The sequence below is a fragment of the Marinobacter orientalis genome (assembly GCF_004792665.1).
Classification (GTDB): domain Bacteria; phylum Pseudomonadota; class Gammaproteobacteria; order Pseudomonadales; family Oleiphilaceae; genus Marinobacter; species Marinobacter orientalis.
Genome location: NZ_SRZX01000001.1, coordinates 177,348 through 197,772, shown reverse-complemented (window position 1 = coordinate 197,772; position 20,425 = coordinate 177,348). Strand labels below are relative to the sequence as shown.

The window sequence follows — 20,425 nt, the reverse complement described above, 5'->3', positions numbered from 1 at the left end:
CCATGACAGCAACCCTCACGCTGGTCGTTATCGCCAGTGAAGGTTCCGGTGGAAATACGCTGTAGTACCACTCACCAATGGTTTAACCCAGGATAAAGTCCCTCGCAACATGTAAAATAATGCAAAAAATCTGAGAGTTGAGTCCTTGTTCCTTCCGGCACCACCTGACTATAAGGCAAGGTGCGCTTCCTGGAAGGGAATGCTTTTGTGGTAAATAAAAGGACTTAACATGCCAATTCGATTTTCTTCGAAGTTTCTCGTTCTTCTGATCTTTTCTTTAATGCTCCCTGGCTGTCGCGGTAACTCGTCTTCGGGTCTGGATGACTCTCCCGGTATCAGCAATGCCTTCTTTCTGAAAGATACAGGTGGCGATGTTGTCATCACTGATCTTTCTGGCACTCGAACCTATTCCCAAACAATGGTAAGTGACGGTACGGATGGCTTGCGGCCAAGTCAGTGGAAAGTGGATGCCACGGAACCGCAACCGGAGGAATTGGTGGTAATAAAGGTTACCGGTGGCGAAGACATCAGCAATGAGTCATTGGCGGTATCCGAAGGTGCACAAAGGTTTGCGATCGCCTCTGCCGAAGATCTTCGTAAGGGGATCAACGTAACTCCGATGTCCGACCTTGTCTGGAGGATCTCAAGCGCATACGTGCGAAGGTCGGAACGGTCGGATTCTGTTAACTATTTGAACTATCTGGCAGACCTGTTTCTCAACGGCGACTTGAATGGAGACGGGGTCGTCACGTATCGAGATGTCCTTGATTTCAATCCGGATGATCCCCGGCACACCGCCAGTCTCGCTTTTGATTTCGCAACGGTATGTTGTGACTCGAAAAGCTATGTTGAGCGGGTTTTGTCGGGCGCTTCCGCCGAAGACCTTGATACGGAAATTGAAAATCTGTTTGGTGGAAACGTTTCTTTAGCTCAGGACGAGACAATTTCCAGTCACGTCGGTATTACTGTGGTGGGTTTCGGCGCCGGTTACGTCCTGGACGAGCATGGTGAAAGGGTTTACGAGCCGGCCGACATAAAGACACGCTTTCATGTCTCGAAAAATCGCTCCAATAGTTACTACTTAGCGGCCTACCCGGATTCTGATAGCCAGATATTGGGATGGAATGGCTGTGACCGGGTCAGCGCAGATATGACCCGCTGTGAACTGGAAACGTTTCTGCGTGATCGGGTGGTGGAAATCAACTTTGGCTACAAAGAGGTGAGTATTGCAGCTGATTATGTCGGCCTTGGTGAAGGCCTCAGTGGTGAGGTCACGCAAGACAGGATTACGGTCGACCTGCCCTCCGATGTGACCATGAAAAATCGATTAATCAATCTCTCCCCGGGCAATAAGGTATCGCTCATTATCAACGATAAGCCTCTGCTGGTCAGCGTGCAGGACGTTATCAACCATGGGGATTCGGTTGAGTTTGGTTATGGGCAAGCGACGCTGACAGACGTCGTTAAAAAAGGAACCGGGACATTCAGCAAGGCATATACTGCGGACGACGTAGAGTCTATTGAGTACCCGGTTACACCATCCGCGCAGCCAATCAATTTACAGCCCTATAAGTTACTGGTTCAGCCCAGCAGTGACCCATCGGTTATTGGTTTGGCTATAGAGCCTACCGCATCAGGCAGTACACCGCTCTTTGAGGACGGCAACGTATGGGAAGTCGGCGGAGAAGCGATTGAACTTTCCGGCAGTCTTGATGTGCAATTTGAGCTTGATGTGAGCGCATCCTACGAATTCGGGGAGGGGCTGAAGTTCTTCAAAGTCTCGCCGTCCATCAGTAATGAGGCAAACATTACAGTTTCGTCCACTGGGTCTTTGAAGACTCGGAAGGATGCAGATGGCAATGACGTGATACGGCGACGTCTCGGTCGTTTAAATCTTGGCAGGACGAGTTTTTTGATAGATTTTGTTCCCGTTTATCTGAAACCGTATGTTGACGTTTACCTGGGGGCGAATGGCCAGGTGTCGGGGCAGTTGGGACTCAAATCCTCCATGGAATCATCCGTTTTCGCAGGCCTTTATTATTCAAAGGAGGCGGGATTTGAGTATTCGAGCGGTTATAACAGTGACTGGAGCCCGGTTAAGCCAATTATTGAGGGGCAGGCGAGGTTCCGGATGTATGCGGGAGCGCAACCCACTGTCCAGATATATGACCTGATGGGACCTACGATTGATATTCAGGGTTATTCCGAGACGCGGTCGTCCTATGATTTAACCTCTGAGTGCAGTGAATCGCTTAAATATGGCATCTATGCGGGGCTGGAAAGCGTCTTGAAGTGGGAAGCTACAGGCGGAGAGAAATTCTTTGAAGTTGTCGGATTTAAACCAGACGATCTTCGAGTCTCATTAGGCATGAAGGAAGGCAAGATTTTTGAGAATAAAATAAATACGTGCGGTCCTGCTCCCGCCGCCATGTTGGTAAATGGCAATGGAATATCTGAAACTATCGAAGAGGGGAGTACTGAAGATATTGTTCGGGCAATTTCCATCGAGAATGCGGGCCAGCAGTCACTGACCTGGCGCGTGGAGTACCAGGCTGATAGTTACCTGGCAGTCTATCCAGACGATGGCGAACTGGCGCCGGGTGAGACTCAAACGCTTTTGGTGACATTCAACAACCTCGGGTCGCGAGAAATAAGGGAGTACAGGAATATTGTTCAGCTTTCTCAGGTCGGGGAGGCATCACCTGGGACTGCAGTGCCTTTTCGGCGTATCGACGTGAACGTGGTTCCGAAAAAGATCTCGGCTCCCGAGATAGTAGAGGCGTTCAGGAGATCGGAAGACCCCCCAACTGCTGACATCGAGTGGTCAGTTGACCCGGCCGATGAACCATTCATTCAGCGGTTTGATGTATATCTCACACAAGACCCCGTCCTGGCGCAGCAGAAAGAAAACAATCATGAAAATGCTGCGTGGAAGAAGTTAGCTGAATTCGGAGGAGCGCAACGAGCTGCTACGGTATCGGGTTTGCCCGGTGAGCGGGTATTCCTTTCGATTCAGGCAATAGGCACGAAGGGCCAGGTTGTTCAGGCCAAGACTTTCGAACTCAAGGAGCGGGACGATCATGGTTTGGTGGCCCGGACGGCAGCAGGCGCAAAGTTTTTGACCTATGACGGTGGTTGGAACGCTACAAGTGTGGAGAATGCGACTTTCGGGAATATCGACTGGAAAGGGCAATACATAGGCGATACTCCAACAAAAATTCTAAGTTGGAATGGACCTTCCTCAAGGTATTTTGGAGAAGAAGGCTTTTCCAATGAAATCTATAAAGGCGGCAAATTAATTGCTGTCGCACCAGGCAGCGTCCACGGTGCAGCCATTCTGGTTGATGGTGTCGGATCTGAATGGCTGGTAGCTATGGTGAATGAGTCGTACACGGACAGACTTTTTGCGCGACCAAATACGCTCTCCGGTTCAGCTGCTTTGTATGACCCTGTAACCAATCCTGAAGGGTGGCGCGAGATTCTGAGCCGTGCTCGCAGTTGATTTCATCAAGTCAGAGAGCGTGGAGCTCAGGTTATCGGCGGAAAAGTGGTTAGAGGTGAACGGGCAGTCACTGATTCCGAACTCCGAACTGAATATTATTTGTTATAGCAGCTTGTATCCAAATTGTGACGGATCCCCAAAGTTTGCTCACATGACGCGTTTCGGAGATTTTGGTATTGGTGCCGGTGATTATGCTCGGGATGGTGGAAACAGGATTGTTTACATTCATTACCTCGATCTTCGCGCTGATTTTGTCGCTTACGCGGTCTCTCATCAGCAGTCGTCAAATATTTTGGGCGACTATCGGATTCGTCTGGACAATGCGGTTGTTGACGCTACCGATAAGGTGCAAGTGCAGGGATGGGCTCCCTCCGGATGCATGGGAAGCAGAGGCTTTTTGGAGCGAGTTGATGCGTTTGATTTTCACTGTAGTATTGCTGCCTTTGGAATGACGCCAGCTGTTGGTACCTGGGCGGCAGGAGCAGATGGGGAGATTTTGATGTCTCAAAGAGCATCTGCTGGTGCCCCTCAGGTTCTCAATTACATCAGTAACGGCGGAAGCCTTTCGGAGTTGCTAGGAGTTGAAGTTGATCAGGGATCTTTTACCGCCGGGGTTAAATAGCGGTGATCAAGGCTCGGCTGGGTTTGTGTCCTCTGATTTGTGTAGTGAAGCCGGGGCAGATCTGGTTTCGGAGCGGCTTCAGGCAGGCTCACCCCTGTTTTTTTTCCGGCCCCGACGCAGGAATTCCCCCGGCGTGACGATGGGTACCCGCGCCCGCCTGCGGCCTCCTAACAGATCGTCATCGTTGCTGATCAGGGTAGCGCCGCTGGCGTCCGCCAGGGCGGCGAACTTGCGGTCGGCGGGATCTGGCACGTAGCGGAAGCGGCTCGGATCGGTCCGGCCCCGGAAGCGCGCGTTCTCGCGGAACAGGGCCTTGCTGTCGCGCTTTGACAGCGCCGGAATCTTGCCCAGAATATGTTCGATCTCGCCCCGGGTCTGGCGGTTCCAGATCATCCGCAGCTTGCCCTCGCGGACCAGGCCGAGGATTTTTGCTGAGGCGCTGTGTCGGTTGAAGCCGGCCGCCACCAGCACGTTGGTATCAAGGATAACGTCCTTTGCCATCAGCGCCCCATCGCCCAACTGTCTTTCGCCAGCTGCATGGCGCGGTTGACTTCATCGGCCGGGACATCGCCCGGCTCACCCTTTTCAAGCGGGTCGTAGTGAAATACGTACAGGCGGGAAACAAACTCGGCCACCGGTAACGAGGCTTCACCATAACGCTCGCTGTGACCCTGGGTTGAGGTGACGATGCCCTGGCCCCAGTTCTGTCCACTGTCGTTGTTGGGATTGAAAAAGTAGACGCGCATGGTTTTGTCCGCATCCAGTGCCAGGCGCTGGATGGTAATGGCGTGCCAGCCAAGAAAGCGCGTGGCGCTATCGGTCACCGCGATACCGGCCGGTTGTGGATTGATGACCGGGATGTTGCCGTTGTAGAAGGGGTGATAGGCGGCATAAAAATCGCGAATGAACCCGTCGAAGTCCTTGAGGCCACCTGTAAAAACGTCGACGGCAATGCGAAATCCATGGCCGACATGATCGCCATGGAATTCTGCGTTGACCCATTTGTGTGGATCTTCTCCGCGCCCGACACTGCGCCGCCCCATTTCAAAATAGATGCGATCCAGGTGCGGTACCGTCAGCAGGGATACCGCATCCACGTCCACTGGCGGCTCGGTCGCAAGTCCAGCGCCGAGTTCACGCGAGGATATACTGTTACCTTCAAAGCGCATCACGATTTCATCATCGCGCGCCGCCCAGGCAAGGATTCGCAGCAGTTCTGCCGGCATGTTGTAGGCCCACATCGACAGGGCTCGCGTGGACTGACAGGTGGGATAGTTCCCCTGCCCGATTCCCAGCGGGCGCCCGAGAACATTAAGCACGTCGGCAAGCAGAAAGCATGCGGGGGAACGGCTGCTCCCGAAAACCGCCACAATCTTCCCGGCTGCAGCGTCGCAGAGCGGGAGGCGTATCTGGCGCCAAAGGGACGGCGCCACCGGGGGCGAGTAGAGAATGCCCCGCTCGAGCATCATCGCCAGGCCATAGGCACACTGGCTGGTCTCCGGAAACAGGGCTTCGTCAATCAGGCGGTGAATCAACGCAGGGTAGCAGTGAAAGGCGTCGGCACCTGTGTAGCTGAGCCCCAGGGCCGTGGGAATCAGTTCGTTCCAGCGGCCACGCAGGTAGCGTATGAACACCGGCATGTAGGCCGACACCAGGCCGGTACCGTGCATGGCCCGGGCAAAGGCGATGGCCTCCTGCAGCAGGGTGGCATCGTCCATTTCCGCCAGTCGTTCGGAATAGACCTCAAAACCGGGATCTTCACGACAACCCTCGGTGGGGCTGAACACGGCGTTGATCAGTTGCACCGCGTCGTCGCTGACTTCGCCACCCAGCGCGTCCGGTTTTTCCAGGCAGACCGCTATCTGGGTCACCATGTGTTTGACGCCCTCTACCTGGACGGGGCGTTGCGCCAGAATCCGCCAGACTTCGGCCACCAGGTGTTCCAGGAGGTCTTCATAGCCCAGATGCCGTAGCAGGTAGTGATACAGGTTCTGGACCGCGTAGCCGAGCTGATCGGGCCGAAGCCGGTCGCTCTCCTGGAGATCGCTGACCACCAGATCGAGATTCATCGCCAGTACCTGGGCGAGAAAGTGATGGGCGTGTTCCGCCGAGATGGCAGGGTGAATGTAATCACCTTTGGCTACAGCCAGAAGGCGAATCTGGCTCAGGCATTCAACCAGTGTTGCAGCCGCTTCTCCATGGCGAACCGTGCGTGCGGCCAGGGAGGGTGCCAGCGTCTGGGGATAGTCCCAATCGCTCCCACCAAAGAATCCGGCCGACTCAATGGCCGGCACGCGTTCGTAAAGCGCTTCCAGACCTTCCGGGCTGAACATCAGGGGTTTTGCCGCATCGATCACCTCGAATACAGGAGAGACGCCCTCAATGGCATTGGTTTCAGCAAGGCGGTTGATGGCCGCGTCGAGTGGCTTCAGGAGCTCGGCTGACGCGCTGTTGTTCCGGTTTTCGGGGTCCTGGTTGGCTCTGTTCATACTTTCCTATCCTTCAGTGAAGCTCTGGACATGTCAACTGAGGGCGAAAACCGGGACAGATTTATTTTACGGCGTTACTTTCCCTGTTTTGCCCTGGCCTGGCGGATGGTCCGGCGTTCGGCTTTGTTGGGCACATGCTCCCGTTCCGCCAGCACCGATTTTATGTCCTGATAGGCCTCATTCCACTGCGGTGTGTGCTTGTACAGGATATCGCCGCGGGGAGCCTGCTCGGTCGGGTCCACGGGTTCCGGTGGCTCCGGGCAGGCCAGCAGCGCCTGGCGCCGCTTCATCAGTGTGCCCGTATGCAGCTTTTCCAGCTCCGACCGGGCCATTCGTTCGATTCTCTCTGCCATCTCTGAAAACTCCCTGCGGAAAATAAATTTGTCCCGGTTTTCCTTTGCCCATTGTTGATACTCAGGCAGGGGAAGAGGTCTGGAGTAATGAAACCCCTGGGCCAGGTCTGCTCCCAGGTCGGCCACAATCCTCCGTTGTTCCTCGGTCTCAATACCTTCAACCGTAACCTCAAGTTTTAACGCCTGAGCCATGGAAATCATCGATTGCATGATTGTGCGGGCGTCGGCGCTGTCTTCCAGGTCAACAACAAAAGCCCTGTCGATTTTCAATCCCGACAGCGGCAGGTGAGTCAGGTACTGAAACGAGGAATACCCTGTGCCGAAATCGTCCAGACTGACCTTGAAGCCCTGGTCGCGCAAACTCTCTACAGCTTCTTTTGCGAGCGCCGGATCCTGAATCAATGCACCTTCCGTAATCTCTATTTCCAGAGATTCGGGGTTTACGCCATAAGAAGATACTATTCTTCCCAGGTCCCTGATCAAAGCCGGATTCATCAAATTATTGACAGCGAAATTCACACTAACCGACATAAGGTTCTGTGATTTTATGTTTTCGCAGGCTCTTGCGATCACGAATCGAGTCACAGGGTCTATGAGCGTCGTACTCTCGACCTTTGGCATGAACAGTCCGGGCATAATCATTCTGTTTTCATGATTAAACCAACGTAGCAAGGCTTCGGAACCAACGTGCTGGCCGGTCCGCAAACATATCTTTGGCTGGTAGAAGAGCTGGAATTCCTGATTGGCCAGTCCATCGCGAACTCGCGCTATTACCTGCACGCGCTCTGCCGTTTTCTGATCGAACATCGGATCATAGCGCCGGTAGGGCGAATTATATTCGATCGCAACGGACAGGCCGGTTCTCGCGCGATTTATAACGGTTTCTGCATTGTCATCGTTTTCTTGAACAAGATAACTTCCAGCAACAACCTGAACGCGTAGGGGAATGCCGTTCACGATAGTTTCTTCTTCACCGATCTTTTGAGCAACATCGAAAATGGAGCCCATTTCCTCCTGAGAGGCTGCGGAAAATAAAATTGTGAGTTCCGATTTGCTGAATCGGTAGATTTGATGGGGTGTTTCAATGTTTTCACTGATTCGTTCAGCTACGTCTTTTATTACTTGTTCAGCAATATCGGCCCCCATTACTTGGAGAATTTCCCACAGGTCCTGCATTCTGAGCAGAAGTATCGCGGATGAGGGAGCGTTATCCTGTCTCTCCTTACAAAGCAATTCTTCCAGATCCCGTATGAGGGCAGCTTGCGTTCGAAGACCGGTCTTTTGATCAATTTCAAGCGCCTGCAAATGGCGCTGATTGGCATGTCGAAGGCTTTGGAAAAGACCGGCTGAAAAGGCACCGATAAGGAAGAAGAAGGCAGTTCGTGCCAGCCAGTTTTCCGTTGATTGATAAATGCCGTTTGAGACCTCCAGAGGCATCAGCGGGCCGAGAAGAAGCCCGCCCGTTATCGCACAGAAAGTTGCTCCGGATAAACCAAACCATACGGCTGATAACAGCACCGGAAGCAGGATCACATACGGGTAGGCGTAGCTCGTGCCCCCGGTCATATACACGGTGAATGTGCCCGTTACCAAGAAAACGATAATAACCAGCAGTCTGCAAAATAGTCTCGCCGACTTGGACAAATGCGACCATGCCTGAAAGTTCCACATATTGTCGAAGGTAGGAAGGTAGCTACTACTCTCTCTGTTCATTTCATTGGCCTGCTCCGAGATGGTTTCGGTATCAACAGATCGTGGCTATGGGATTTTCTCTGGATGTGACAGTAGGCCAATGGCTCCAACTCTTGATACGGACTCCCCTCCTGATAACCTTTGCACAAAAATTTCAAGCTTAAATTCTGGAGAGCAGTACCGTCTGTCTGTTACCGCACGTACGGAAGTCGATTGTTTCTGATGGCGTCATTCAGGAAGCGTGAAGCCTGCCGAGAGTACCGCAGGAGGTGTTTTGGGCGTGTATACCCTGACATGGTGCGCAAAATCAGGCTGAACAGGTTACGCTGAACCCGGAGCTTGACCGCTTAGGGATCAGGTCGGGAGCTAACAACATCACGGAGGAGCCTCTCGCTATGAAACTGGCCCAACTGATCCAGACAGAAAGGGAGTAACTGTTCCAAGACCGGGAAGACTCCGCGCTCAAGACCTCGAAACGAGTCAGCACGAAAGGCCCTTGGCATCTATGTATGAAACGCTTCCCTGATATCTTTAATCGAGGAATGCGCCTTCATCGACGATGGACTCATGGCGAGGGCAGTGGTCACCTCCGGCGCAACCATCGCCGGGTCCAGCGACAGGATAACGTAGCCACCGACGGCTCCGGCGCCGAAGCCGGGAGCGAAGACCAGTGAACGTTTGGTGATCGCCCCGTCGAAGACGGCGTCGGCGAGCGCGATCGGGATGCTTGCCGCAGAGGCGTTGCCGACTTCGGATATGTTGAAATAAATGTCTTCAGGATCGATCCCCTGGGCCTTGGTAATCTCGGTGATCATGGTCTTGTTGGCCTGGTGGGGCACGATGATATCGATCTCGAGTCCGAGCCCGGAAAGCTCGCCCATCATCTGGTTCAGGTAGCGCTTGACCAATGCCTTGACCTCGGGGCCATAGACTGTGATGTCGTTGTCGAAATCGTGATTCGGCCAGATGATCGAGTTCACCTGGCTGGCGGGCCCGCTGGCATAGGTCTGGACCACGTGGATGTCGCGTTCACCGTCGGAAGGTGCGATCACCACGGCGGCGGCTCCGTCGCCAAAGATCATCCGAGACGGTCGGGCATTGCCGATCTTGTCCGAGAACTTCTCGGCCATGACCAGCAGAACCGGACGTTCGATCTCCCGCAGCAGGCGGACCGCTTCGGCGACGCCATAGGGAAAGCCGGCGCATGCAGCGACGATGTCGGCCGAGCAGTGGGTCTGCAGGATGCCCAACTGGCCTGAGAGCCAGGTGGCAGTCGACGGAATCAGTCGGCTCGAGGTGCAGGAGCAGAACAGCACCGCCCCGATCTCTTCGGACCCGCGACCGGCATGTTTCATTGCCGCCCGCGCCGCCTCGAGGGCGATATTCTCCAGTGGCTCGGCGGTGTAACGGCGCCGTTCGATGCCGGTTTTGTCGGCAATTTCCTTCGCGCTCATCGGCGACCATGAGGACGGGGAGTTGCGCACCACATCTTCATTCGAGCAGATGACTTCACCCTTGCGGACGGCCAGCGCCTCGATCTTCGGTTGGATCGGGGCATTGTCATCGATCACCGTCGGCGGATAGGGTCTCACGGGCTCGACGGCAGGATCTGGCGTCGGCGCCTGCTTCGCAACGGTGGTACCCTTCTTTTCACGGTTGATGAATTCGAGCACGTGGCGGTTTTTCGGATAAAACAGCACAACGATATCGTCGTCCTGCATCTCGGTCAGTGGCTTCAGGCTGGCCTGGCTCCGGTCCCAGGGCTGCTGGTTATGCAGCACCATCGACCAGCGCCGGAGCGCCTCGAGTTCGGCCTGCTGGTCTGAGACATCGAGGATGTCGTCGATGCTGAAGCGCGGGTGGTCGGGATTATAGTTGCCGAGGGTGGTCGTGCTGGCACCGGCAGTGGCAAGCGCTTCGGCAATCGTGGCTTTGATCGGCGGCAGTGATGTTGCGTGATAGAGCTTGTTCGAGAAGCAGTCGAAGAGTCTGTCGAACAGCTCGTCTTCAGCCGCAGCGTTCCACTTCGCCGGTAGCTGCGCATAGGCCTCGCGGACACTTGTGGTCTTGGCTTCCCGCCCCTCCCAGGGCTGCAGCAGAGGCACGAAGACATCGTCGCGGTTCCGTGGCACATCGCGCCAGCGCATCGGCTGCTTGTCATACATAACCAGCGCGTACCGGTTCGCCCAGAACAGGTGCAGGCCGATGTCGCGCAACAGGTCATAGCGCGTGGCATAGCTTCCCGCAGCCGCCCGCTCGGCGATTTCGGTGCCGGTCGGCGCTTTCACTTCGAAGTCGCGCCGAATGATCGCCTTCAACTGGTCGAGATCGCTGATGGTCGAAAAGTCGAGCTCGGTAAAGATGCTTGAGGGGAACACCAGTTTTCCATGTCTGTTCAGTCGAAACGGTTTCATGAATGCTCCTTGCTGATACCCGATAATTCGCCGGTTTCCCGAGGTTGCGTAACAGGCAGTATAGCCGCCATTTGCGCTGGAGGTTGTCCACCGGTTTTCGCGGCTGACAATCGCGTCGAGGGAGTTGGCTTTGAGGCCGGTGAAGCTTATGCTCATCACACACGTTTCTGATCCCGGAGTCGCTTTATGAGTCTGGCTGTCGCACTACATGTTCTCTCTGCCGTGATCTGGGTTGGCGGTATGTTTTTCGCCTACATGGCCATGCGGCCTGCGGTAGTCGAGGTGATTGGTGCCTCGCAACGGGGCGCACTCTGGTGTCACACCCTGTCCCGCTTTTTCCGCTGGGTATGGGCGGCCGTGATCCTGTTGCTGGTGACCGGTTACTGGATGATCTTCAGCGTGTTCGGTGGCATGGCTGGTGCCGGATGGCACATTCACGTCATGCAGGGGCTCGGGATTGTGATGATCCTGCTCTATTTTCACGTCTATTTTGCCCCCTTCCGAAGATTGAAACAGGCCGTTGCCAACCAGGATCCCCAGGAAGGCGGGCGCCAGGTGGGACAGATCCGCAAGCTGGTGGGAACCAATCTGATTCTCGGGCTGATCGTGGTGGCGGTTGGTGCGGGCGGGCGGTATCTGTAAGCCTGTGGAAACGAAAACCGGGACGGATTCAGTTTATCCCGTGCGCTTTGTGTGGTCGTCGATGCTGGTCTACGTTTCAGATTGAGGTGACAGAATTGTCGAGGGCCGGTTGTGGTTATCTGGTCTGAATAAATCAGGGTGATCAGGGAGGAATTGGCTATGAAATCCAGAATCATACCCGCCATGCTGGCGAGTGTTTTTTGCCTGGGAACAGGCTCAGCGGTTGCGGACTCCCATGGCATGACCAATAAGGAGTTGGCTGAGGAAAAGAAGTGCACAGCCTGCCATGCTATAGACGAAAGCGAAGCTATAGCGATAACCCCCTCCTTCCAGAGGATCGCCCAGAGGTATTCAATGGACGAATCTGATCGGCTGGTTGAGGTTGTGCTGACTGGCGGAGAGGACCACTGGGTCGACGCTGAAATGCCGGATATGGAGGTTCTCATTGACATCAGTCGTGAGGAGGCCGAAACGCTTGTGAAGTGGATTCTGGAGCTGGAGAAGTAAGAAAAACCGGGACAGATTTATTTTTCGGTTTCTCGCAGGGAGGCCAGACGATGCACAACGCAGAGATTGCCCGCAAGTTCCACGAGTTGGCCGATTTACTGGAAATCCAGGGCGCCAACCCGTTCCGGGTGCGCGCCTATCGTAACGCCGCCAGCATAGTGGAGGGTTCATCCCGGCCGCTTGAGGATATGGTGGCCGAGGGTGAGGACCTGAGCGCCATCAAGGGCATCGGCAACGACCTGGCTGGCAAGATCGCAGAGTTGGTGGAAACCGGTAACCTGCCCGGCCTCGAGGCGCTGCAGAAGGATATGCCCGCGCAACTCAGCGAACTGATGCGGCTGGACCAGCTGGGTCCCAGGCGTATCCGGGCCCTGAATGAGGAGCTGGGAGTCAGCTCCCTGAAGGAGCTCAAGGAGGTGGCGGAAGCCGGCAAAATCCGTAAGCTCGCCGGCTTCGGCGCCAGGACGGAGAGCAGGATTCTCGAGGAGATAAGCAAGCTCAGCGATCGGGATCACCGCACCCGCCTCGCGGAAGCCGAACAGGTGGTTGGTCCGCTGGTGGCGTATCTGGATAAGCTTGATGAAATCAGCCGGATTGAGGTGGCTGGCAGCTATCGCCGGCGCAAGGAAACCGTCGGTGACCTGGATATACTGGTGGCCAGCGAGAACAGCAAGGCAGTAATGGAACGCTTCACCAGCCATCCCGAGGTGGCGAAAGTCGCCTCAAAGGGTAAGACCCGCGCCACGGTGTTCCTGAAGTCGGATTTGCAGGTGGATCTGCGGGTTGTGAAGGCGGACAGTTTTGGAGCCGCGCTGCACTATTTCACGGGCTCCAGGGCTCACAACGTCGCCATCCGCAAGATGGCCGGGGAAAACGGGCTCAAGATCAACGAATACGGTGTCTACCGTGGCCGCAAGCGCATCGCGGGAAAGACTGAAACCGAAGTGTTCGAGCAGGTGAACCTGCCCTGGATTCCGCCAGAGCTGCGGGAAAATAAGGGCGAGATCGAGGCTGCCCGTGAAGGTCGCCTGCCTGACCTGGTGGAGGAAAGTGACATCCGGGGCGACCTGCATATGCACACCAGCGCTACCGATGGCCGCAACAGTCTTGAGGAAATGGTCGAGGCGGCCAGGCGCCTGGGTTATGAATATATCGCGATCACCGACCATTCCAGGCGCCTGACCATGGCCAACGGGCTGGACGCCAAACGCCTGCGCCAGCAGATAGCGGACATCGACAAGCTGAATGACGAGCTGGGCGACATCCGCGTGCTCAAGGGCATCGAGGTGGACATTCTCGAGGACGGCAAGCTGGATTTGCCGGACGAGGTCCTGAATGAACTGGATATCACGGTCTGCTCCATACACTCCAGGTTCGAGCTGTCGGAGAAGCAGCAGACCGAACGGGTGCTGCGGGCCATGGACAACCCCCGCTTCAATATTCTCGGCCACCCCACCGGCCGGCTGATTAACACGCGTGAGGCCTATCAGATCGACCTGGAGGCCATCATCGAGGCGGCCGCAGAGCGTGGTTGTTGCCTGGAACTCAATGCCCAGCCCAGCCGGCTGGACCTGGCCGGCCATTATGCCGGCATGTTGCGGGAAGCCGGCGTGTTGGGGGCGGTCTCAACCGATGCCCACGCCACGGATCATCTGCGTTTCATGCACCTTGGGGTGGCCCAGGCCCGTCGGGGCTGGATGGAGAAAAAACACCTGCTCAACACCCGTACCCTGAAGCAGTTACAGGGAATACTGGCACGCTGACCGCAGTCATTCCATCTCTGCCCGTGTCATCGGTTAATCAGAGGAGGCCAGAACGCCATGAAGCTGACTTTCCTGGGCACACGGGGTTACATCGACCCGGCGACCGACCGCCACCGCCGTCACACTGCCACCCTGGTGAGCTACCGGGGCCGGACCCTGATGATTGACTGCGGCGCGGACTGGCGGCAGGAGGTATGGCGGGTGAAACCCCATGCCCTGGTGATCACCCATGCCCATCCGGATCATGCGTTCGGCCTTCAGGACGGCGCGCCATGCCCCGTCTGGGCTACCACTGAGTCCTGGCAGGCCATGGCCGACTGGCCCATCGAAGAGCGCTTGCGCCACACCATGGCGCCGCGTCGCCGCGAAGTGATCGAGGGCATCGGCGTGGAGGCGTTTCCGGTAATCCATTCCCGCCGGGCGCCTGCGGTAGGCTACCGACTCGACGCCGGCCGCGTCACCGTCTTCTATGCGCCGGACGTGGTCTGGATCGAGGGCCGGGAGCGGGCCTTTGACGGCGTGCGCTGCTACATCGGCGACGGCGCCTCCCTGGACCGGAGCCTGGTGCGTAAGGACAAGGAGGGCAACCTGGTGGGCCACACCTCGGTGCGTACCCAGCTGACCTGGTGCCGGAAGGAGGGGGTTCCGGAGATGATCGTCACCCATTGCGGCGAGCAGATTGTCGGTGGTGATGAGCGCAAGCTGGGCGCCACTCTGCGGCAATATGCCGGTGAGCGCGGTGTCCGGGCCTGTATCGCGCATGACGGTATGACCCGGGTGTTGCGCTGAGCCGTGAGAAACCGGTTCAGGCGGTGGCAGTAAGCAAAAAGACGGGGTAGTCCCTGTCGTCCTTCTCGATCACGCTGACCGATTCCACCTGTACGTTCCTGAACCCGCCTTCTCTGGCGGCAGCGGCAATCGCCTCCTGCTCGAATCCGAAATGAAACACGCCGGTATCCTCGGTGTGGAAGGTGCCGTCCTCTTTCTCGAGATCGGCAATGGCAATAAACCCGCCGGGTTTCACATGTTGGTGAAAGCGCCGGAACATCGCAGCGACATCTCGAACGTGGTGCATGGTCATGGAGGAGATGATGCCATCGAAGCGGCTCTGCAGGTCCTGCTTTTCCAGATCCAGTTCCCGGATCTCAAGTTCGCAGTCCAGCTTTTTCCGCTTTTCCTCAAGCTGGCGGTTCATGGATGGCGAGATGTCGACGGCAGTAATCTTCCCGGCGTGGGGTGCCAGCCGTTCCAGCAGAAGGCCCGTCCCGGAACCGAAATCAAGCAGGTGCATCGACCGGTTCAACTCGATCTTTGCGAGTATCGCATTGGCAATGTTCGATACGTTATCGACGCGATCGGGGTTCTGCTCGTAGCTTTGCGCTTTTTGTGCGAAATAGTCATTGCTCATGTCTGAAATCCTTTGTCCTGATTAAATGGGTAACCCGGGGGTTCCGGGTAGCAGGTCATAACAGTTGGTAGAAACGCCGAATGGCCTCCAGCAACCGGTCCACATCCTGGCGGTTTACATCCAGGTGCGTGACCAGACGCAGGGGGTCTCCCGCTGTGATCAGGATGCCCTGGTCAGCCAGGTAGTCGCGCAACTGCACGGCTTTGCCGGACCGGCAACGGGCGTAGACGATGTTGGTCTGGGTGCTGGCCGGGTTAATCTCCAGTTGCGGAATCCGGGCCAGGCCGGCACTCAGGTATTCGGCGTTTTCGTGGTCCTCAAACAGTCGCAGCGGCCCCTGTTCCAGGGCGATTCGCCCGGCAGCGGCCAGTATGCCGGCCTGGCGCATACCGCCACCCAGCATTTTTCGCAGGTGTGTTGTCCGGTCGATAAAGGTTTTTGTGCCCAGCAGCAGCGATCCGACTGGCGCCCCCAGTCCTTTCGAGAGGCAGACGCTGACCGAATCGTAGTGTCGGGTTATCCCGGTTACATCACAGTCGGATTTCACCGCTGCATTGAATACCCGGGCGCCATCAAGGTGGAGCAGGAGCCCGTGCTCGTCGCAAAAGGAGCGAGCCTGGCGCTGGTAGTCCAGTGACAGTACTTTGCCACCGATGGTGTTTTCCAGCGAGAGCAGGCGGGTAGGGGCAAAATGGATGTCATCCGCCTTGATCGCGGCTTTTGCTTTATCGAGATTGATGCTGCCATCCGGTTCGTTTTCAATGGGTTGCGGTTGCACGCTGCCGAGCACGGCGGCGCCACCGCCTTCATAGCGGTAGTTGTGTGCCGACTGGCCGCAGAGGTATTCATCGCCCCTGCCACAATGGCCCATGATCGCCAGCAGGTTGGCCTGGGTGCCGGTGGCGGTAAACAGGGCCGATTCGAAGCCCAGCCGTTCGGCAGCGTAGGCCTGCAGGCTGTTAACGGTCGGGTCGTCCCCGTAAACGTCGTCTCCCACGTCCGCGCTGGCCATGGCATCGCGCATTTCCGCGGTAGGGCGTGTAACGGTGTCGCTGCGGAAATCAATCATGGTGATGGCGCCTTGTTTGGGAAAAACGGGATAGGTCCCTTTTTCGCTTGTGTGAGCCGATGGCTACAGCTCATTACCGCCGGGGCAGGCGCATAATCACAATAGCCGCAAGAGCCAGTAGCACGATTGCCCCGGCTTCGAACAGGATGTTTTGCGGGTCCATGTCCTTGCCCTGCAGCACTATCAGTCGCGCTATAGCAGTAATAGCGATGAAAATCGGATAAATAAAAGGTGAGCCTCGCCCGGTGTAAGACACCACCACCATTGCAACCACCTCCGTGTAGAGAAACATCATCAGGATATCAGCGAGGGTTATGATACCGTTCTCGTAGATGCCCAGGACCTCCATCCCGGCGGCGCCCAACGTCAGCAGCCCCGTCAGAATCAGCAACAGCTTCTGGATAACGCTGAAGCCACCAACAACGAAAAGCTGTTCCGCATTGCTGAGCTCTGGAATATCAGGCTTTTTTTCATTCCGGTTGTCAGTTTGACGCGCGGTGTTCAACTCTGAATCGCTCATGACTGAACCTTTTTCTGTTTACAGCAATTACCTCGGGCATCCGGTTTGTGCTGCAGAGCTTAAAGCTGCGGTCAAGCTCTGAGCTCTCAGCCTCTGGTCAGGCAAAATCATATTTTCCGCCCTTTTCGAGCGCTTGCTGGTAAGCCGGTCTGGCGTGCACTCTCTTCACCCAGGCGGTGATATGAGGCCGGTTCTTGCCGGCGATACCCCGTGCTACTGAGGCTTCCAACGGAAAGCTCATCTGGATATCCGCCGCGCTGAGCTTATCCCCGAGAAACCAGGTGTTTCTGGAAAGGTGGGATTCGACAAAATCCAGGTGCGTCTTGATCATCGGGCCGATGAAGGTTTCATTGGTTTTGTCTGCAATGCCCTTTGCCACTGGCTTGATAAAAAATGGCATCGGGCTGGTTTTTACCTTTTCAAACACCAGGCGCATGACCAGCGGCGGCATCAGAGAACCTTCGGCGTAATGCAGCCAGTAGGTGTAATCGAGCCACGTCTGGCCGCCGCCCTCCGGCAGCATGGTGTCTTTGCCGTAGGTGTGGGCAAGGTATTCGATAATGGCGCCGGACTCAGCCACCACCAGGTCGCCGTCGGTGATCACCGGTGATTTGCCCAGCGGGTGTATTTTTTTGAGGCTTGCAGGCGCCTGCATGGTTTTGGGGTCCCGCTCGTAACGCTGGATCTCGTAGGGCACTCCCAGCTCCTCCAGCATCCAGAGAATGCGCTGTGAGCGGGAATTGTTGAGATGGTGAACTGTAATCATGCAGGAACTCCGTATGTATCAAAAGAATGGGCAGATTAGCAGAGTAGGCTGCAAATTGGTTTCTGGTTCACGCGCATTCCCAACATCGCCCTTAATCGGTAGCCTGAGGGTAAAGCAATTCCAGATCAGCCCAATGCCCGAATAAGCGGGCGCGGGCCCTGGCAACAAGGAGACTGGCCATGGGTACCCTGCTGGCAATTCTCGCTGTACTTTTTCTGGCCCTTATCATTATTGTTCCGCTGGTCGAGAAATACGCTCCCAAGGAGGAAGCGCGGGACTACAGCAAAGTCACGCGGTGGATCATACCGCTGATGGCGCTGGCTCTTGTGCTGCAACTGATCCGGCACTACTTCATGTGAGGCGTTTGAGGCCTTTGAGAACCTCGGGCACCTTGAAGGGCAGCACTTTCCCGACCGCTTTCACGAGGCTGATAACAACATTCATCCGCTTATACCACAGCACCTGGCGGATCTTTTTCTGCATGGGCCGGTAGCCTTCCATGTAAAGCTCTTCCACGCAGTCGGCGTTGTTGGTGAGACTGTAACCGCTCAGGTCCAGCGGTACCGCTATGTCTGCCTTTTTCAGCTGCTTGCGGGTACTGAAGTCGATAGCAATGTTGATGGCATTACTGATCACATCAAGCGTATCTACCGGTTTCGGGTATCGGCTGACATGGCTCAGGTCAATCGCCACGGTAATACCCGCCCCCATTTTCGCCAGCGGCGAAAGCGGGACATTTTCAACCAGCCCGCCATCTACCAGAATGCGGCCATCTACCTCCACCGGCACAAACAGTCCGGGCACAGCCATGGATGCACAAACGGCATCCGCCAGGTTGCCTTCCCGGAATATCAACTGCTCGCCGGTTTCGATATCCGTTGCGCAAATCGCCAGCGGAATGCCGGCATCTTCGATCCTGCAATCCCCCAGATCACGATGGATCATCTCCCGGATGGAATCCGTGCTGAATAGGCCGCCGCGCTTCAGGGTAAAGTTGATGATCCTGGAGAGATTCAGCGTGGAACAGATCGAAAGTATGGACTCTGCCGGGCGGCCGAAAGCGTAATAACTGGCAATCAATGCCCCGGCACTGGTTCCTGAAATACAATGAATCCGGATTTTCTCTTCCTCGAAGGCCTTCAAAACGCCAATATGAGCAATGCCCTTGGCAGCGCCGCCCCCCAGCGCCAGACCGATACGGGTATTAAAGGGGTTGAGTTTCATGGATCAGCGCCTGTTGCAGTGACAGCGGGAAAGCTTCAAAGACATTTTAACAGAATAGACCCATTCCTCTCCTTGATTGTTCACGATTGAATCTGCGCCGATTTTCCGTTACACCTAGTTACAGGCTTAATATGAATTCAGCCCACTTAATTCTCAGGACAGGAGACAGACTATGGCGGAAGTATCGCTCAAGGAACAACTGAACAACGCAGTGAAAGACGCAATGCGGAAAACCGATAAACTCAAGCTTGCGACCCTGCGTATGGCTCAGGCCGCAATCAAACAGATCGAGATCGATGAGCGCCGCGAGCTGAGTGATGAGGATGTGCTGGAAGTGCTGGACAAAATGCTCAAACAGCGCCGCGATGCCGCCAGTCAGTACGATGATGCCGGTCGCGAGGATCTGGGCGACAAGGAACGGGCAGAAATGGTGTATATCGAGGAATTCATGCCTGAGGCCCTGACCGAGGACGACCTGGACGGCCTGATCCGTGTGGCAATCAGCTCAACGGATGCCCAGGGAATGCAGGATATGAATCGTGTCATGAAGGAACTGCGTCCCCAGGTGCTTGGGCGTGTTGAAATGGGCCACGTGAGCAAGAAGGTGAGGGACGCGCTGGCGAGTTAATCCCGGTAAATCATCTTGCGGGTCATGCCGCCGTCGATCACGAAGTTCTGGCCAGTCACAAAGTGCGCATCAGGCGAAACCAGGTAGGCCACCATGGCCGCTACGTCACCAGGTGTGCCAACGCGGCCACTGGGGTGCTGTTCGTGATCGGAGGCCGACAGGGGCTGCGGCGTGGAGGGCGCATGGGCCTGCCACGCCCGGACATCGATCCAGCCCGGGCTGATGCTGTTGGCCCGGACAGCCGGGCCCAGACTCACAGCCAGAGCGTGGGTCAGGGCGATCAGGCCACCCTTGCTGGCAGCATAAGCCTCGCTATCGGGCTCGGACTGCAGGGCGCGGGTGGAGGCCATGTTGACGATGCTGCCCCGGCTTTGGCGAAGATGGGGCACCGTATGCTTTGCCATCAGGAAGGCGCCGGTCAGATTAACGTCGATTCGCCGCTGCCATTGGGCCAGTTCAAGCATCTCTATGGGGCCGGTATCCGGATCCGCGAGTCCCGCATTATTGACGAGCGCGTCCAGTCGCTGACCCCATTGCACGGCCTCGGCCACGGCGGAGACCACTTCTGACTCACGGGACACGTCTGTTTTGATCAGGTGCAGGTTATCCGGATTGCCGAGATCCTGCCCGCATACCTTGATTGCGTCTGCATCCTGGTCCAGGACCACCACCCGCCAGTCCTTGTCCAGAAAACAGGCGGCAATGCCCTTACCGATGCCCTGGGCGCCGCCGGTTATGAGTATGACCGGGGTTTGCTGTGTCATGTGTCCTGGCTCCTTATAATCAGAAAATAGAATGATCAGAAAACGTAAATGTTTTCAGGTCT

General features: G+C 56.2%; 18 protein-coding genes. 8 read left to right on the top strand and 10 right to left on the bottom strand.

All coding sequences use genetic code 11. From position 1 onward, the window contains the following. Nucleotides 1–229 precede the first annotated feature (229 nt). Entirely contained in the window at nt 230–3,502 is a 3,273-nt protein-coding gene (locus tag DIT72_RS01000) for a hypothetical protein (RefSeq protein WP_135953350.1), read from the top strand. Beyond that, entirely contained in the window at nt 3,489–4,124 is a 636-nt protein-coding gene (locus DIT72_RS00995) for a hypothetical protein (protein WP_135953349.1), read from the top strand. Before DIT72_RS01000 ends, DIT72_RS00995 begins: the two co-directional genes overlap by 14 nt. Before the next feature lie 78 nt (nt 4,125–4,202). Here DIT72_RS00995 and DIT72_RS00990 read toward each other — a convergent pair whose 3' ends face one another. The 4 genes from DIT72_RS00990 to DIT72_RS00975 all read right to left on the bottom strand — a co-directional run bounded on the left by DIT72_RS00990 (nt 4,203) and on the right by DIT72_RS00975 (nt 11,072). Continuing rightward, the gene (locus DIT72_RS00990) at nt 4,203–4,625 is read right to left on the bottom strand and encodes a PIN domain-containing protein (RefSeq protein WP_135953348.1); all 423 of its coding nucleotides are present in this window, start codon (nt 4,623–4,625) and stop codon (nt 4,203–4,205) included. Beyond that, nucleotides 4,625–6,613, bottom strand: coding sequence for a hypothetical protein (locus DIT72_RS00985; protein ID WP_135953347.1), 1,989 nt, complete (start codon nt 6,611–6,613; stop codon nt 4,625–4,627). The genes DIT72_RS00990 and DIT72_RS00985 overlap by 1 nt, the downstream gene beginning before the upstream one ends. 74 nt (nt 6,614–6,687) lie before the next feature. Beyond that, on the bottom strand, nt 6,688–8,679 hold the full coding sequence (locus tag DIT72_RS00980) for a putative bifunctional diguanylate cyclase/phosphodiesterase (protein ID WP_135953346.1): 1,992 nt from the start codon (nt 8,677–8,679) through the stop codon (nt 6,688–6,690). 482 nt (nt 8,680–9,161) lie between these two features. After that, nucleotides 9,162–11,072, bottom strand: coding sequence for a 3-oxoacyl-ACP synthase III family protein (locus tag DIT72_RS00975; protein WP_135953345.1), 1,911 nt, complete (start codon nt 11,070–11,072; stop codon nt 9,162–9,164). A 186-nt stretch (nt 11,073–11,258) separates the two neighbouring features. Here DIT72_RS00975 and DIT72_RS00970 point away from each other — a divergent pair, with 186 nt between their 5' ends. The 4 genes from DIT72_RS00970 to DIT72_RS00955 all read left to right on the top strand — a co-directional run bounded on the left by DIT72_RS00970 (nt 11,259) and on the right by DIT72_RS00955 (nt 14,773). Beyond that, nucleotides 11,259–11,714, top strand: a complete 456-nt coding sequence (locus tag DIT72_RS00970; RefSeq protein WP_135953344.1) for a CopD family protein — start codon at nt 11,259–11,261, stop codon at nt 11,712–11,714. Between the two features lie 159 nt (nt 11,715–11,873). Further along, nucleotides 11,874–12,221: a c-type cytochrome gene (locus DIT72_RS00965; RefSeq protein ID WP_135953343.1), complete on the top strand. Its 348-nt coding sequence runs from the start codon at nt 11,874–11,876 to the stop codon at nt 12,219–12,221. 50 nt (nt 12,222–12,271) lie between these two features. Continuing rightward, nucleotides 12,272–13,984, top strand: coding sequence for a DNA polymerase/3'-5' exonuclease PolX (gene polX / locus DIT72_RS00960; protein WP_135953342.1), 1,713 nt, complete (start codon nt 12,272–12,274; stop codon nt 13,982–13,984). Between the two features lie 57 nt (nt 13,985–14,041). After that, nucleotides 14,042–14,773, top strand: a complete 732-nt coding sequence (locus DIT72_RS00955) for an MBL fold metallo-hydrolase (RefSeq protein ID WP_135953341.1) — start codon at nt 14,042–14,044, stop codon at nt 14,771–14,773. 16 nt (nt 14,774–14,789) lie between these two features. Here the strand turns inward: DIT72_RS00955 and DIT72_RS00950 are convergent, their stop codons facing one another. The 4 genes from DIT72_RS00950 to DIT72_RS00935 form a co-directional block, all read right to left on the bottom strand. After that, on the bottom strand, nt 14,790–15,392 hold the full coding sequence (locus DIT72_RS00950) for a class I SAM-dependent methyltransferase (protein WP_135953340.1): 603 nt from the start codon (nt 15,390–15,392) through the stop codon (nt 14,790–14,792). A gap of 55 nt (nt 15,393–15,447) precedes the next feature. Then, nucleotides 15,448–16,461: a low-specificity L-threonine aldolase gene (ltaE, locus tag DIT72_RS00945; RefSeq protein WP_135953339.1), complete on the bottom strand. Its 1,014-nt coding sequence runs from the start codon at nt 16,459–16,461 to the stop codon at nt 15,448–15,450. 73 nt (nt 16,462–16,534) lie between these two features. After that, complete coding sequence (locus tag DIT72_RS00940; RefSeq protein ID WP_135953338.1) at nt 16,535–16,981, bottom strand: phosphate-starvation-inducible protein PsiE; 447 nt, start codon at nt 16,979–16,981, stop codon at nt 16,535–16,537. A gap of 97 nt (nt 16,982–17,078) precedes the next feature. Next, nucleotides 17,079–17,747, bottom strand: coding sequence for a glutathione S-transferase family protein (locus DIT72_RS00935; protein ID WP_135953337.1), 669 nt, complete (start codon nt 17,745–17,747; stop codon nt 17,079–17,081). A gap of 179 nt (nt 17,748–17,926) precedes the next feature. Here DIT72_RS00935 and DIT72_RS00930 point away from each other — a divergent pair, with 179 nt between their 5' ends. After that, nucleotides 17,927–18,106, top strand: a complete 180-nt coding sequence (locus tag DIT72_RS00930) for a hypothetical protein (protein ID WP_135953336.1) — start codon at nt 17,927–17,929, stop codon at nt 18,104–18,106. On the opposite strand, the gene DIT72_RS00925 is transcribed toward DIT72_RS00930, so the two are convergent. Continuing rightward, on the bottom strand, nt 18,099–18,971 hold the full coding sequence (locus DIT72_RS00925) for a patatin-like phospholipase family protein (protein ID WP_135953335.1): 873 nt from the start codon (nt 18,969–18,971) through the stop codon (nt 18,099–18,101). The genes DIT72_RS00930 and DIT72_RS00925 overlap by 8 nt on opposite strands. A 172-nt stretch (nt 18,972–19,143) precedes the next feature. On the opposite strand from DIT72_RS00925, the gene DIT72_RS00920 reads away from it, so the two are divergent. Next, nucleotides 19,144–19,599 (top strand): GatB/YqeY domain-containing protein, encoded by a 456-nt coding sequence (locus DIT72_RS00920; protein ID WP_135953334.1) that lies wholly within the window; start codon nt 19,144–19,146, stop codon nt 19,597–19,599. On the opposite strand, the gene DIT72_RS00915 is transcribed toward DIT72_RS00920, so the two are convergent. Next, a complete protein-coding gene (locus DIT72_RS00915; protein WP_135953333.1) occupies nt 19,596–20,363 on the bottom strand; it encodes an SDR family oxidoreductase in 768 nt (255 codons plus the stop codon). The genes DIT72_RS00920 and DIT72_RS00915 overlap by 4 nt on opposite strands. Nucleotides 20,364–20,425 lie beyond the last annotated feature (62 nt).